Origin of the sequence: Filomicrobium insigne (assembly GCF_900104305.1) — a bacterium.
In the GTDB taxonomy this organism is placed as follows: Bacteria; Pseudomonadota; Alphaproteobacteria; order Rhizobiales; family Hyphomicrobiaceae; genus Filomicrobium; species Filomicrobium insigne.
This window is the reverse complement of record NZ_FNJC01000004.1, coordinates 269759-285182: the sequence shown is the minus strand read 5'-3', so window position 1 is coordinate 285182 and position 15424 is coordinate 269759. Positions and strand designations below refer to the sequence as shown.

Below are 15424 nucleotides of genomic sequence, written 5' to 3'. Positions count from 1 at the left end.
TATTAGGGCACAAAACATTTTATATTGAAGGCATATTGCGATGAGCACTCAAAACATAGAGACGACAACACCCGCCCCCCCCACCCGCAACGCGGTCACGCGGAAAGCCTTGAGCAAACATGGCCCCGCGCCGAAGCCGGTGCCGGTGACGATCATCGGAGCCGGCCCCTTCGGTCTGTCTGTTGCTGCTCACTTACACGGACTGGGAACGGATTTCCGCATCATCGGCACACCAATGAAATCCTGGCGCGACAATATGCCGAAAGGCATGCAGCTCAAGTCAACGGGTTTTTCCTCAACGCTCTATGATCCCGATCAGAGCTTCACGATACGTCGTTACTGCGAGGACCACGGCATAGCCTTCGAAGACGTTGGACTCCCCGTTAAGCTAGAAACATTCACGGCTTACGGCTTGGCATTCCAAAAAGCCCTCGTCCCCAACGTCGAAGAAACGACCGTCATCCGCGTAAAGCGCCACCATCAGGGCTTCATCCTTGAGCTAGCAAACGGACAATCATTCACGTCCCGCAACGTGGTCATTGGCATCGGCCTCGATTATTTCCGCAACACACCGGGCGAACTGAGCGGACTACCACAGGAACTGGTCACGCATTGTGCGGAACACCACGATCTTTCCATCTTCAAGGATAAACACGTCGCTGTAATCGGCGCTGGATCATCAGCCATAGATTCCGCGGTGCTGCTGCAAGAAGCGGGCGCCAAGCCCCTGCTCATCGCACGTAAATCTACTATCGAGTTTGGCTTGGACGAGCCGCTCCATCGCCCTCTGCTTGAAAGATTATATCGCCCCATGTCGGGAATAGGCCCCGGCTGGCAAAACCGCGCATGCACCGATATGCCGTGGGCCTTTCGGTACCTTCCCGACCAAGTCCGGCTACGCACCGTCAAGGAGTTTCTCGGGCCGGCAGGCGGCTGGTTCATGAAAGAACGGATGGCGCAGGTCCCCCGCCTACTCGGTCACGACCTGCGCCACGCTCATGAAGCGCTCGGGAAGATACGGCTCCAGCTTTCAGACATAAGTGGTCGGGAAAAAGCCATCACTGTCGACCACGTCATTGCAGCCACAGGTTATCGGCAAGACGTATCCAGACTTCCCTTCATTGCGCCCGACATCATCGACAATCTAGACCGGATAGGCCCAACGCCCAGGCTTTCGGCCAACTTCGAATCGTCCATTCCAGGCCTCTATTTCATTGGCCCAATCTCAGCCAACACCTTTGGGCCTGTGATGAGGTTTTCAATTGGTGCGGCCTTTACGGCCCGACGCTTATCGCGTCACTTGGCAAGGGCGGCACATTCCACTCAACGGTCACTCTCGACCTGACCCTGGCCCTGCAGCCACAGCATCAGCATCCAACACAACAGCGCCCATCCCGCCCCGAGGGTCCAGCCGGCCAACACATCCGTTGGCCAGTGAACGCCAAGATAAATCCGGCTCAGTCCAATCATCAATGTCAGAAGGACACAGACAGAAAAGATGAAAATCTTCACCCTCGGGTCGGGCTGGGAGCGCGCCAGCAACATGCCCAACGTTAGATAAACGACCGCCGACATCATCGAATGCCCGGAAGGAAAACTAAGCGTATGAACCTCTGTGCCACGCGTGATGATATCAGGACGCGGTCGCCCAAAACCGATCTTCAAGAGGTTATTCAACAGCGTCCCGCCCACGACTGCCAAAACCACATAAAGCGCGGAGTGCCCCTTTCGCGTTATGAGCAGAAACAACGCCGAGATAACAACGATGAGGACGACAACGCCGGTACTTCCCAACGCTGTGAAGTCACGCACGGTCCCCTCAAGCCAAGCGGGTCCAATTGGCCCACCATTGTCGCCAGGGGCGCGCATGGCGCGAAGCAACCATTCGTCAAAGTTGCGCGAATTTCCACTAAAGACGAGGGCTGCAATCTGCACGAACACAAAGGTCAGCACAGCCAGCGACGCAAGAAAGAACATCGGCAGCTTCTCGATTTGCCGAACGGACGCCAAACGCCGGAGAAGATTACGGCGCTCAACAGTGCTCCTGGGCGCTGCTCCTTGATCGTCGGCCATTCTCTACTCCACCTCCTGCCATTCGCACGCTTGATGTCGAACCAATGGCCTATCTATAGGCTTGAGCATCATGGTTCCACACACGCCGTCACTCATCAGTAACACGGCACTGGAACGTCCGAACGAAGGTAGACGTTCATAAGCCATGCGTACCCATACAATCGTAAATTGCCGAGCCGGAACCGCACTCGACCTATCGCCCCGTGATATCGAAAAAAAAGTTGCACAAGCGTTTCGCGATGGCGGGCATGAAACACGCGTGGAGTGCGTCGAACCGGAAAAGCTTGTCGGCGCGATCTCGGCGGCCGCGCAAGGAGATATCGACGCACTTATTATAGGCGGCGGTGACGGCTCTGTCCGTTCAGCCGCCGAACACTTGATCGGGACCAATAAGGCGCTCGGAGTGCTCCCCCTCGGCACCATGAACAGATTTGCACGGGATCTGAACCTCCCGCTCGAGATCGACGCTGCACTGAAAACGCTCGCAGAAGGGCACTCCGTTCCCATAGACGTCGCCGCCGTCAACGGCCAAATCTTCCTCTGCAATTCGATGTTTGGGCTTCCAACGGGGTTCGCCGAACAACGTCAACATCTGCGCGGCAAAGCGGCCCTTGAACGCTTGCAAGGATACATTCGCATCCTGCGACAGATGCTAGCTAGCACACGCATGATCTCTATCGCCGTCGATAAGGACGGTGAACGGCATCGCATGCGTGCGTTATCGGTTGTGGTAACCAGCAATGAATACGACGAAGTTCCAAGCCTGATGCTCACAAAAACAGCAATGGACCGAGGCTACCTGACCTTATACGCAGCACGGCATAAAAACGGAGCAGCCTTATCCGTCGCTGTGGTACGTGCAATGCTCGGACTATGGAAAAGCGATCCTGAGGTTGAAAAAATATCCGCAACTGAATTTACAATCCGCATGCCTCGGCGCTCTGTGCGCCTGACGAACGATGGCGAAGTCGAGAGTTTTAAAGCTCCACTTCGATACACCATCCGGCCATCAAGCTTGCGTGTCCTTTGCCCTCCTCCAGCGTACGGGACCTAACCCTCGAACGACCGTGTCATCCGACATTCAGATCAAGCCTTTAAGCAGACAGTCTGTGTACTGGGCCTGCGAGCGCTCACGCCACCCTTGCTCTACGAGCCCGCATGGGCAATCCTCTCACCAGAACCCTCGAAAGAAAACGAAATCGTAGACATTCTGGGCGTATGCCGCAGCTCCACGCCCCCGATCCAGCGCTGCCGGAACATAAAATGAAAACAGACACACCGCGCCCCATCTACCTGCGCGATTACCGTCCTCCAAATTTCCTGATCAAGAGCGTCAATCTCGACTTTAAACTCGATGCAGCAGCGACGAAGGTTCGTTCGCGTCTCAAGGTACGACACAACCCAAAATCTCAGGTTCACAATGCGCCCCTAATCCTCGACGGTGAAAACCTTAAACTCGATGCCGTGATCCTGGACGGGAACACGCTCACCCGTTCGCAGTACCGGCTAACCAAGACGTCGCTGACTATTCCCGAAACGCCGATCAAACCCTTTACGCTTGAGATCCATACGACGATCGATCCGAGCCAGAACAAATCCCTTCAGGGCCTCTATCGCTCGCGTGGCGTTTTCTGCACACAATGCGAAGCCCAAGGCTTCCGGCGCATAACGTACTTCCTGGACCGCCCTGATGTGCTCTCGACCTACACAGTTAGACTGGAGGCCGATCCGAAAGAAGCACCGGTCCTGCTATCCAATGGAAACCGCCTGGAACGCGGCACCTCTGATCGCGGCGAACGTCATTACGCCGTGTGGCATGATCCGCATCCCAAGCCCTGCTACCTATTTGCGCTGGTCGCTGGCGACTTGTCGTCAATCGCGGCAGATTTCAAGACCGCAAGCGGTAGCGATGTCGGGCTGACGATCTACGTCGAACACGGCAAGGAGGAGCGCGCTGCATGGGCCATGGACTCACTGAAACGCTCAATGCGTTGGGACGAAAAACGTTTCGGCCGTGAGTACGATCTCGAGGTCTTCAATATCGTCGCCGTATCCGACTTCAATATGGGCGCGATGGAGAACAAGGGGCTAAATATTTTCAATGACCGACTTGTACTCGCATCACCAGAAACCGCGACGGACACGACATTCGAAGCTATCGAAAGCGTCGTTGCGCACGAATACTTCCACAACTGGACCGGCAACCGCATTACCTGCCGCGATTGGTTCCAGCTCTGTTTAAAGGAAGGTCTCACCGTCTACCGTGATCAGGAATTCTCCGCCGACGAGCGTTCACGTGTCGTCCAACGAATATCGGACGTTCGCCAGCTAAAGGCCCATCAATTTCCTGAAGATTCCGGTCCTCTGGCACACCCTGTCCGACCGGAAAGCTATATCGAAATCAACAACTTCTACACGGCAACGGTTTACGAAAAAGGTGCCGAAATCGTACGCATGATCGCGACGATCCTCGGCGCCGAGGCTTTCCGTTCCGGGATGGACCTCTACTTTGAGCGGCACGATGGAGAAGCCGCAACCATCGAACAGTTTTTGGAATGCTTCGCGGAGGTCTCGGGGCGCGATCTTTCGCAGTTCGCTCTTTGGTATTCGCAATCTGGCACGCCGCATGTGGAATGCCGCACATCCTACGATAAACGTGCGCGGACCTACTCCCTAACCCTGAAGCAAACGACCCCGCAAACACCGGGCCAGCAACAAAAGAACCCGATGCACATCCCGCTTCGCATTGGCCTGCTGGGTCCGGATGGCCACGATCTGCCGCTGACGACGGATGCAGGAGACGCCCTGCAGGACGACATCATACATCTCCGCCAACCCAGCCAAACGATCACCTTCACTGACGTCCCGGCGCGCCCGATCCCTTCGGTCCTTCGAGAATTTTCAGCGCCTGTCCACCTGGAAGTTGAACTCAGCGAAAAAGACCTAGCTTTTCTGCTCGCCAACGACAGTGACGCCTTCAACCGCTGGCAGGCCGCCAATACATACGCAATGCGCACGATGGTGGCGATGGTTGAGGCTCTCTCACGCGGCAAAAGATCCTCGCGTGGCACTGGCTTTGCCAAAGCGCTTAGCGCTGCCCTTGTCGACGATAACCTCGATTGGGCCTTCCGAGCCGAGTTGATGCGGCTACCATCACAAAGCGATGTCGCAACCGAGATAGGACAGAACGTCGATCACACGTTCATTTATCGCGCTCATCGTCAACTCACACGGTTGATTGCACGTCGGCTGGAAGACCAGCTTGCGGCCATCCATGACACGTTGAAGGAGAGCGGACCGTTCTCACCGGATGCCGCAAACGCCGGCAAACGCGCCGCCCGCAATGCCGCCCTGCAGCTGCTCGCGTCTCTGGGCTCAAAAACGGCAATAAACCGAACCGCCGACCAATATTTTAACGCCTCAAATATGACCGAGGCCGCGCACGCACTCAACTTGCTCGCCGCTAGCAACTCACCCCAGCGGCGCACCGCGCTCGACCATTTCTATCAACGCTGGCACGAAGACCATGTCGTCATTGACACTTGGTTCGTGGCGCAGGCCCAATCGCCGCGCAACAACGCCCTTGACGTTGTTCGTGCACTCACGCGGCATGAGCGCTTCGACATTACCGCTCCCAACAAAGTGCGCGCCCTGATCGGCAATTTCGCCCTGATGAACCCCGTTCAGTTCAACCGACCAGACGGCAAAGGCTACGAATTCTTAGTCGAGCAAATCCTCGCTATCGATCGCTTCAATCCGCAAATCGCCGCGCGTCTTCTCAATGCCATGCGGAGCTGGCGCGCACTTGAACCAAAACGTCGAAAACTCGCCCGTAACGCATTGACAAAAATTACGAAACATCCCGACCCCTCTCGTGATGTACATGAGATTGTGCTTCGAATCCTCGATGAATAACGTCATCGTCATAACAGGACGCGAATTGAATTAATCTCCTCGACAGTGACACCCTAATGAGGTGAACTGAAATAGCGATTCGCGTGGCAGGCAGTACCGAGTTTGTCAGCGGGGGCGGGGGCGGCAATTTACAAATATGGCGGGGCATGCGAATGGCGTGGACGGTGTCTGTCCGCCCTCACGGGAGACTTGTGTCTTTCGCGATGAGGCGAGTGACTCACTCTGACGTCGACCGCCCCACGGTGTCCCATCAGCTCGCACGATGTGTTTTGCGTTTTTCAGGCCTTGCGTTGCGCATAGTCTTGATCACGGCAGCATTTGCGCACGTCACCACAGCTCCAATTCTCGCGACCTTGGCTATCATCGGCGCGGTAGTTTCGTTGGTGACGTCGGAGTGGGTGCGCGATTGCTCCTTCGTTGCGAACAATCAGACTGACGAAAACCAAGCGGCTGATCCTGCCGCGTCGATCCAGGCGGCCCCATTTCCCGTTCAAGAAGCGCCTTTTGATCCGCTGACGCTCAACTTTACGACTGGAACTCCTTTATCAAGCCCAGCCGCAAGCTGTTATCCAAATGAAAGCCTTATCGATAAGATAGCTCCGGCGAACGACGCCGATGCCTGGGCTGGCCTGTGCGCGCGCTTGAGTCATGAACTACGGACACCACTTAATGCGGTGCTAGGCTTTTCTGAGCTTATGAAGGCGGAATTGCACGGCCCCCTCGGCCGCCCCCTTTATCGCGAATACGTCAGCCATATCCGCGACAGCGGTCAGGCATTGCTCAAATCCACGGAAGACACGCTCGCTATAACGGCCGCACTGTCATGCATCCGCTTGGGAAATGGCGCAGTGAGCAACCGTCTGGCGATCAAACCACTTCTAGAAGATGCATGGCATTTCATTGAGCCGACCGCGCGTGCACGCAATGTTCAGCTTCATCTGAAGGCACCAGCTGATCTGGAAATATTGGGAGATCCCCGCGCACTGCGCCAAGCCATCATCAACCTGTTCGAAGAAGCCGTCAGCCACGCAGCCAAAGATAGCCGGGTCGAGGTCACCGCGACACCGGAGCGTAGTATCACGTATCTTGATGTACGCGCGTATAGTTCGCATGAACGCTTAAGCGACACTCTGTCGATCCATCTCGCGCGCGCACTCTTCGACATTAACGGCGTGCGTCTTGATACCCAAAGTAGCAAGGGATGTTGGCGGGCCATTACGCAGCTTGACCGCGCCGCACAGTCGGACTTCTTTGATTATCTTAATAGCCCATCAGTCGCACAGAATTCCTGAGCTCAACGCTTCCGAGACCCGCGCCACTCCTCATACCATTCAGCATAAGCACGACGCTCTTCCGGCGTCATCTTGTCGATCATGGTTAGAAACTGCTCCGACAACGAGCGCCGGGCCGTCACCCTTTCCGCGAGAATCTCGTTCAAGGCGGCGACAAACTTCTCTCTATCGAATGGATCGGCCTTCAGAAGCTGAACAGCTTCGACTTGCCTGTTGCGAATATCCCTACGAAACGATCGCCAGTGCTCCTTGTAGGATTGAGCAAGTTCGCGAAAGAGCTGTTGACGTTCGCCCTCCAGCCGATGCGCAAAGCCACTGACCCCGTGATCCTTCCACGGTCGCCACCCATGGTGTGAAATCTTTGCGCCGATAAAAAAGCCCGCTACGAGGAGATTCAGCGACAAAGACACCACAAACGCCCACCACAGCCAGCCTCTCCTGCCAGCTTGCTGCGCTGATCCTGAGCCAGAGCTGCCTTGATCGCTCATATTTTATCTTCCTCGGCGAAAATAACGAAGCCATCGTCGGCCAACGAAGTCGTAAATGTCTCCTCATCAAGACTGCTAACTTCCGACGTTTGCTCAACGGGTGACGCAACCAAGCCGCTTTGCCCGACCATAATGCCCGTGACGAGGCAAGCCGCCATAAGGGTCGCGGCCTGCCACAACCGGGCGCGGACCGACTGATAGGACCTGACGTTCGGTAGTGTCTGCCTGAACGAAGCCGCCTGCCTCTTTTCAGCAAGCGCGCGCGCCATGATCCGGTCACCCAGATCATTCAGGCGCATTGAATCGGATCGTCCCGATGGCAATTGACAGTTCATGATTACATCATCGAGGACGCAAGCCTCCCTCAGCAATCGTTGAGCCGCTGCGTCCTCAGCCAAAAACGCTGCCACGCTCAATCGTTCGCGCGCGGGCCAGCGATCGCGGTCGCCTCCATAAACTTCGAGCAAATACCGCAGTCGCTCCATGTCGCGCTGTCTGTTCTGTTCGCTCGTCATGTCTTCCTTCCGACGCTCATTCTTCGAGCCCTTCAGGCTCTATATCCAGCAGTTGCCGCCAAACACCGGCAAGTTTGCCTTTCAGTCCCCGCCGTCCCCGCGCCAGCAGAGATTCGACAGCTTCCGATGAAGTCCCCATTTCGTTCCCAATCTCGATGAGACTGAGTCCCTCGTGGTGAAACAGTAAAAGCGCGGTCCTTTGCCGTTCTGGCAATTCTTGCATCGCTTGTTCGACGCATGCACTCACGTCAGCCGCCTCTAATCCATCCAACTGTCGCGGCGGTTCGATTTCCTCGGGCACCTCCTCCACGACTCTCAGTCTGTGATTGGTACGCTGACGGTCGATGCACAAATTGCGCGCCACACGAAATAGCCATCCACGAACGCCATTGGCGCCGACTTCAATTCGGTCTGCCGTACGCCACAGACGCAACATCGCTTCTTGGGCAACATCTTCAGCTTCGGCAGTGTCACCCAACAACCGTCGAGCCAAACCAACGACAGCTCTTAAGTGACGATCAATGAGGCCACGAAAAGCGCCGTCATCACCTTCAATCAGCCGCGCCATAAGAACACGGTCGTCGTCGAGAGGCACCGCCCCCAATGACGCGTCAGTATCGACCCCCAACGGCCTTTGCGTTTCGAACTCCTGCCCGGAACCGCTTCCAGATCCGGGCAGGACGGACTTTGCCGCCACGCTGAACCTCAAATGTCTTTGACGTGCCAACACGTCATGACCTCCGAATGCCAGCCATTACTTCTGGTCTTTGGCATCCGCCTTGGCCTCCCAGTACCGCGCAGCACGCGGCGGGAGATCATCAACGGTCACCTTACCGTCGCCGTTGAGATCCATCATCGAAAAACGTGACTTAGTCTTGGCAAGGTATTCGTCCTTGCTCACACTTCCATCTTTGTTGGCGTCAAGAACGTGCATGCGAAGCTTTTGCTTATAGGCTATCCGCTCCGCTCCACGGTCACCGATCTCATCCTGATCGATCACACCGTCATCGTTCTTGTCCATGCGCGCAAACCGTCTGTCTACCCGTTCGAGAACACGGTCTAGATCTCGCGCCTGGCGTCCGCGCCACCCTTTACCGCCATGGTGATCCCCACGATGCCAACGTCCTTCATGGTGACGTTTGCCCTTATGCTCGCGCCCTTCTTCGCGGTCACCATCGTCGGAAGCCTCAGCCTGGCGATCGTCGGCGTCCTCAACATCGTCAGTACGGTGCCGATCGCTCCGTCCAAATCGGGGGGGAAGTTCATCATCGGTGATCTTCCCATCGCCGTTAAAGTCGCGCTCGGCAAAACGGTCCTGCGCAGGCTTTCGGAATTCTTCTTTCGAGATCTTTCCATCGCCGTCAGTATCATAGCGCTTCAGCATACGCTTGATGCGGTAGTCCAACTGCGCCTGTTGACGCGCCACCAGCTGTTCACCGGTCAGGCTGCCCTTGCCATCTGTATCGAGCTCAGCAAAGCGCTCTTCGCTTGGTTTCAGGAACTCTTCCAGAGTTACGACGCCATCACCATCGGCATCGAGCTTCTTAAGCTTGGCGAGTTTGCGATGAAGTCGGTGATGACCCTTGCCGTGACCTCCGCGCCCCCAATCGCCATCATGGTGATATCCATGCTTGCCATGAAACCCATGATGTTTACCGTGATGCTCAAAGTCACCTCGAGCCATTGCTCCTGCTGTAACAGCGCCCATGATCGTCAGAACACCAGCTGTCAGCATCAAAGTTTTTCGCATAAGTCTTCAACCTCCTTGCGCATCACGCAGATTTAAAGGCCCAGGCGTGACCCTCATGACAGCAAGAACGCAAGGAGTGAGTGTATTCCGTCGCAGCGCAGAAAAAATTTAACGAACAATCTCCTCGAACATATCGGCCACGGCGGCCAAGGTCACCGTAAGGTGTTCTTCCAGCATAATAAAACTGGGAGCATCCCCTGCCCGCGCCAGGAGTTCCTTCAAGCCGAGCGGGGCGGTATCACGATCAAAATTGCCATCCGTACAAATACGTAAAATTTGAGTGAGATCGTGAATGAGTCGTGTTGCCGGCAAAAGGACATCAGCCTGTCCAGCCGTGAGGGAACCGGCATCGCGCAGCCGTTCCAGAGACGTGTAGGTAGTTTGATCAAGCACTTCCGGATTCTGGCCCGCCGAGACAAGTTGCAGAAACTGAGCGATGAATTCGAGGTCCACAAGCCCGCCACGCACGTGCTTAAGATTCCAGATATTAGTCGCCCCCTTCTCCGCAAAAATACGCTCACGCATCTCACGGACATCACTGGCAATCTTGCTCCGATCACGCGGGCGAACCAACACATCACGGATTGACGTGGTGACCCGTTCGCCGAGGTCACCGGTCGCCGCCACGACCCGTGCGCGCGTGAGAGCCATATGCTCCCACGTCCACGCCTCTTCGGTCTGATAGTTGACGAAACTCGAAATCTTCGTCGCGACCGGTCCTTGCTGACCTGACGGCCGCAAGCGCATGTCCACGTCATAGAGTTTGCCTTCCGCCGTCGGAGCCGAAAGCGCACTGATCAATCGCTGCGTCAGACGCGCATAGTACTGCGACGGCGAGAGAGGTCGCTCACCATTCGATTCCTCAACACCCGGAACAAAATCATACACGACAATCAGATCGAGGTCAGAAGCAGCAGTCATCTCACGACTGCCAAGCTTACCCATGGCAATGACAGCCACCTCGCCTCCGGCAATTTGACCGTTCACACGGGCAAGCTCATCACGCGCGGCTGTTAAAAGCGCCGCAATGAGACGTTCGGCAACAAGCGCATAAGCGCCGCCAGCCTGACTGGCATCGATCGTCCCGGACAGAACACGTACGCCAATCAGAAAGCCCTGTTCATTCCCGACAATGCGCGAAGCATCGAGCACGCCTTGAAAATCTGGAGCAGCCGCAATCTCCGTCGCAATGATTTCGTCGAGCTCCGCCGCAGAGGGGCGCGTATCATAGGTACGCGGATCGAGCACCGCATCGAGCAAACGCCGCCGCCGCGATAACACGCCTGCCAACCGAGGCGCCGAGCCCATAATGTGCGCAACAAGTTGCATCAACCCGGGATGTGCGCGTAGCAATGAAAATAGCTGCACGCCTGTCGGAAGTTGTGAGAGGAACCGATCAAACGTCGCGATCGCCGCATCCGGATCCACAGTCGCAGCAAGCGCTTCGATCAGCAGCGGCTGAACCTCCGTCAACCGTTCCTGTGATCGCGGAGACCGTACTGCAGGATAACGGCCATGATGCCAGCCCCTCACCATGGCAATCACGGTAGAAGGCTGAGAGAACCCCATGGCTTTTAATGTCGCTACTGTTTCCGGGTCGTCCTCACCCCCCGCAAAAACCATGTTGGAGCCACGTTTCGTAAGCTCCGGCATATCTTCAAACAGCGCCGCGTAGTGTGCCTGGACCTTCTCGAACACGGCTTTCAGTGCCAGGGAAAACTGCTCAACGTTTTCATACCCACTAAACAGGGCCAAGCTCTCAAGCCTCTCAGGATCATCTGGCAGCAGCTGCGTTTGCTCATCTGCCACCATCTGAAGTCGATGCTCGATACGCCGCAGAAAACAATAGGCCTGCACCAAATCATCCCGAACGTCTTCTCGAATCCAGCCACGCTCAGCCAACGTAGCTAGGGTATCGAGGGTTCGTCTTGAACGAAGGTCTCGCTGACGCCCACCGGCGATGAGTTGTTGCGTCTGAGCGAAAAACTCAATCTCGCGAATGCCGCCGCGACCAACCTTGATGTTGTGCCCAGCCACACCGATCTTGCCGAAGCCCTTGAAGGCGTGGATCTGCCGCTTCATCGCATGCACATCCGCGATAGCTGCGAAGTCAAGGTACTTGCGCCAGATAAAGGGTTGCAGCTCCCGCAAGAGCGCCTCGCCGGCACGCAAATCACCCGCCACGGCACGCGCCTTAATTAATGCTGCCCGCTCCCAATTTTGCCCGAAGCTTTCGTAGTAGGCCATTGCCGCATCGGTCGACATGGCCAACTGCGTCGCCCCAGCATCGGGCCGTAATCGGAGATCTGTCCGGAAGACGTAGCCGTCCGCCGTATGCTCCTGGATCAGCTTCACCAGCTCGCGTGTCAGCCGTACAAAAAACGTCTGCGCTTCGACACCTTCGCGGAGCCGTGCGCGATCCCGGTCGAAAAAGACGATAAGATCAATATCGCTGGAATAGTTCAGCTCGTCGGCACCGTACTTTCCCATTCCCAGCACGATGTAACCGGATCCGTCTACGCCTTCTGCCCCCTCCTCCGATGCAAGCCAGTCTCCCTTCGCAATCGCACGGGCAAAGAGATAGCGGACGCTCGCACGCAGAGCAGCATCCGCCGTTTCACTCAAAGTCCGCGTCACTGTCATGACCGACCACACGCCACCCAGGTCGGCCAGCGCAGTCAGCAACGCTACCTCGCTTTTAAATTCGCGAACCGCACGCATGATGGCCGCTTGATCGCCGGCCTCTGTCGCAGCCTGAGTCGACTTCTCCAAACGCACTTTAAGTGTTTCGAACAAATCTTCCGGGTTCGTCGCCAGAACCCGAAAGAGGCGGGCAGGATCACGACGCGCTAGCCCAAACAAATAGGGGGAGCCGCAAAACGTGCCGATCAGAAGTTGTTCAGTTTTTGGGGCCGACAGAATTTGGCTGATGGTCGCGCTTTCGAAGCCCGCTGCTTCCGCAGAAGCCCGCAAATCTACGACTTCACCCCTCCAGCGCTCTGGAGATGATGCATAAGGAGTTTCCGCTATGCGCGTATAGAGAGCGCCGCTCGCTTCGTGATCTGTTAGTCCCATCTCATCGCTCCGCATCCTCGCCCGTTTTCGATGCCCGAGCGTTATGGACTTCGTTATCGAGGTATCAGGGACCGGCAGGTAAATCCACAACGGCACGCAGGCCAGGTTTGTTGTCTTCGAGACGGATAGCACCGCCATGTAGCCGCGCAACTGCAGATACGAGGCTCAGCCCAAGCCCCGTTCCCGGTGCTGTGCGGCTCTCCTCCAGCCTCACGAAGCGTTCGACAACGCGCTGCCGATCAACAGCTTCAATCCCTGGTCCGTCATCACTCACGCTAATTTCGACGCGATTGCCGCCACAACGGCGTACGTTAACCTCCACGTGACCAGCCAGCCGGTTGTCGCCATCAACACGGCTGCGTCGGGAGGAATACTTGATGGCATTGTCGATGAGATTAGCTATTGCCTGAGCGACTAACCGGCGGTTGGCATTGAGCTTCACGTCATGCTCAACCTTGGACGTCAGTGCCAGCCCGGCATCATCCGCCACAGGCTCATAGAGCTCCACCGCATCCCGTATCAGTGCGCCAATATCAACAGGCTCCAAAGTGGAAGATACGGCGCCGGCCTCCAACCGCGCAATCAGAAGCAATGCGTCGAAGGTTTTGATAATCTCGTCGGCCGCTTCGATAGTCTGTCCCAGACCATCCTGCAATTCCTGACTCGTCGTGGCATCTCGCAACGTCGCTTCTGCGCGGTTGCGAAGTCGGTTCAAAGGCGTCTTCAGGTCATGAGCAATGTTATCTGAGACCTCGCGGAAGCCCGTCATTAGCTGCTCAATTCGAGACAGCATCGTGTTAAAGCTCTCGGCGAGACGATCAAGTTCATCTCCCGTATGCGAGCGGGGCAATCGCTGGGCAAGGTCTCCGGCCATAATGGCACGGCTCGCCTGGCGCATCCCTTCAACACGCGACAGAACGCTCTTCCCAATCACCAGACCCAGAACCAAACCACCAACGCCAAGGCAGCCAAAGCCAATGAGCGCCAAGATACGGATGCGGCCCGCCAACGCCCGCTGATCCTCAATGTCACGCGCGACAATCAAAAGACCGCCGCCGCTCAACCTTACGGGAAGACCAGCGGCAATGCGCTCCGATCCTCCCTTTTTGCCATTCGAGGTGTAGTCGAAAACCCCACCCGTCATCCCATCGGCCAATTCGGACGGCAAACGAGAAAGATTGCCCGCGAGTTTGGAACCCGTAGCGTCCGTCAGATAGTAGAGATTGGATTGATTTAACTCAGAGCGAACATTGATCGCCCGCGTGATCGCATCCAGCCCCCCCGTCGCCTCCGTCGCACTTAAGACCTGCGCCTCAGACGAAAGTGTCCGCAAAACCTGTTCGCTCAGCACTTTGTTCGTCTGCCACACAAGACCGGCAACAACGAGTGCCGCGACGACAAGAAACGCGACCACAGCCGCCGCCGTGACACCGAAGACGGTCGTATAGAAAGCTGTTGTTGTCCGCTTATTCGCTACCGTCACGGATCACATACCCAGCGCCGCGCACCGTATGCAGCAGCGGCCGATCGAAGCTTTTATCAATCTTGGCCCGAAGCCGGGACACGTGCACATCGATCACGTTCGTCTGCGGATCGAAATGATAGTCCCAGACATTTTCAAGAAGCATAGTCCGCGTTACGACTTGCCCAGCGTGCTTCATGAGATACTCAAGTAAACGGTATTCGCGAGGTTGAAGTTGTATGGCTTCACCTCCACGGGTTACGCGATGCGATAAACGATCAAGCACCAGATCCGCGACCGCATAACGCGTGACTTGCTCTTCAGGCACGGTTCGCCGAGAGAGCGCTTCAACTCGCGCTAGCAGTTCAGCGTAGGCATAAGGCTTCGTGAGATAATCGTCTCCGCCGGCTTTCAAGCCCTTGATGCGGTCATCGACAGCGCCCAACGCGGAAAGCACGAGGACTGGAGTTTGCTTTCCTTCTTCACGCAAGGTTTTGATGATTGTTAGACCATCAAGTTTCGGCAGCATCCGATCAACAATCAGAACATCATAGCCGCCTTCACGGGCCATTTCGAGCCCGGTCTCGCCATCCTCTGCCCAGTCGGCGGAGTGCCCGCTTTCCTTCAACGCCTTTACGAGAAAGCTGGCTGCTTCGCTGTCGTCTTCAATAATGAGCACGCGCATCGTCTCTAATCCACCCTTCCGGCAGATATCCGATTAAAACCTTATCGGCCTGAATTTTATACGATTATGATACCGCCAGGGTTCTCATAAGCCCTACCAAAATGCGAACGCTCTTAAAAAAGAAGACGGGAGTGGTTCAGTGGTCCTAATGACCCGAACCACTCCCGAC

At 56.2% G+C, this 15424-nt stretch carries 12 protein-coding genes; 4 read left to right on the top strand and 8 right to left on the bottom strand.

The annotated features are described in order from the left end of the window. Positions 1-40: 40 nt before the first annotated feature. On the top strand, positions 41-1345 hold the full coding sequence (locus BLS30_RS15025; RefSeq protein WP_082101171.1) for an NAD(P)-binding domain-containing protein: 1305 nt from the start codon (positions 41-43) through the stop codon (positions 1343-1345). On the opposite strand, the gene BLS30_RS15020 is transcribed toward BLS30_RS15025, so the two are convergent. Continuing rightward, positions 1324-2073, bottom strand: a complete 750-nt coding sequence (locus BLS30_RS15020; protein ID WP_090229959.1) for a phosphatase PAP2 family protein — start codon at positions 2071-2073, stop codon at positions 1324-1326. The two genes, BLS30_RS15025 and BLS30_RS15020, sit on opposite strands and share 22 nt — an antisense overlap. 145 nt (positions 2074-2218) lie before the next feature. Between BLS30_RS15020 and BLS30_RS15015 the strand changes: the two genes are divergently transcribed. From BLS30_RS15015 to BLS30_RS15005, 3 genes are all read left to right on the top strand, one after another. Next, positions 2219-3127 (top strand): diacylglycerol/lipid kinase family protein, encoded by a 909-nt coding sequence (locus BLS30_RS15015; RefSeq protein ID WP_090229956.1) that lies wholly within the window; start codon positions 2219-2221, stop codon positions 3125-3127. Positions 3128-3336: 209 nt separating this feature from the next. Further along, positions 3337-5988, top strand: a complete 2652-nt coding sequence (gene pepN / locus BLS30_RS15010; protein ID WP_090230305.1) for an aminopeptidase N — start codon at positions 3337-3339, stop codon at positions 5986-5988. A gap of 212 nt (positions 5989-6200) precedes the next feature. Next, positions 6201-7280 (top strand): sensor histidine kinase, encoded by a 1080-nt coding sequence (locus BLS30_RS15005; protein WP_244512467.1) that lies wholly within the window; start codon positions 6201-6203, stop codon positions 7278-7280. 2 nt (positions 7281-7282) lie between these two features. Here BLS30_RS15005 and BLS30_RS15000 read toward each other — a convergent pair whose 3' ends face one another. The 7 genes from BLS30_RS15000 to BLS30_RS14970 all read right to left on the bottom strand — a co-directional run bounded on the left by BLS30_RS15000 (position 7283) and on the right by BLS30_RS14970 (position 15255). Next, positions 7283-7768, bottom strand: coding sequence for a periplasmic heavy metal sensor (locus tag BLS30_RS15000; RefSeq protein WP_090229952.1), 486 nt, complete (start codon positions 7766-7768; stop codon positions 7283-7285). Beyond that, positions 7765-8283, bottom strand: a complete 519-nt coding sequence (locus BLS30_RS14995) for a hypothetical protein (protein ID WP_046478380.1) — start codon at positions 8281-8283, stop codon at positions 7765-7767. The genes BLS30_RS15000 and BLS30_RS14995 overlap by 4 nt, the downstream gene beginning before the upstream one ends. A gap of 16 nt (positions 8284-8299) precedes the next feature. Then, entirely contained in the window at positions 8300-8980 is a 681-nt protein-coding gene (locus BLS30_RS14990) for a sigma-70 family RNA polymerase sigma factor (RefSeq protein WP_244512465.1), read from the bottom strand. 57 nt (positions 8981-9037) lie between these two features. Next, positions 9038-10033: an EF-hand domain-containing protein gene (locus tag BLS30_RS14985; RefSeq protein WP_090229951.1), complete on the bottom strand. Its 996-nt coding sequence runs from the start codon at positions 10031-10033 to the stop codon at positions 9038-9040. A gap of 108 nt (positions 10034-10141) precedes the next feature. Next, positions 10142-13108 carry a bifunctional [glutamine synthetase] adenylyltransferase/[glutamine synthetase]-adenylyl-L-tyrosine phosphorylase gene (locus BLS30_RS14980; protein WP_090230299.1) on the bottom strand — a complete coding sequence of 989 codons (2967 nt, stop codon included), beginning with the start codon at positions 13106-13108 and terminating at the stop codon, positions 10142-10144. Positions 13109-13172: 64 nt separating this feature from the next. Next, the gene (locus BLS30_RS14975; protein WP_090229948.1) at positions 13173-14591 is read right to left on the bottom strand and encodes a HAMP domain-containing sensor histidine kinase; all 1419 of its coding nucleotides are present in this window, start codon (positions 14589-14591) and stop codon (positions 13173-13175) included. Continuing rightward, positions 14575-15255: a response regulator transcription factor gene (locus BLS30_RS14970; RefSeq protein WP_046478377.1), complete on the bottom strand. Its 681-nt coding sequence runs from the start codon at positions 15253-15255 to the stop codon at positions 14575-14577. Before BLS30_RS14970 ends, BLS30_RS14975 begins: the two co-directional genes overlap by 17 nt. Positions 15256-15424: the final 169 nt, after the last annotated feature.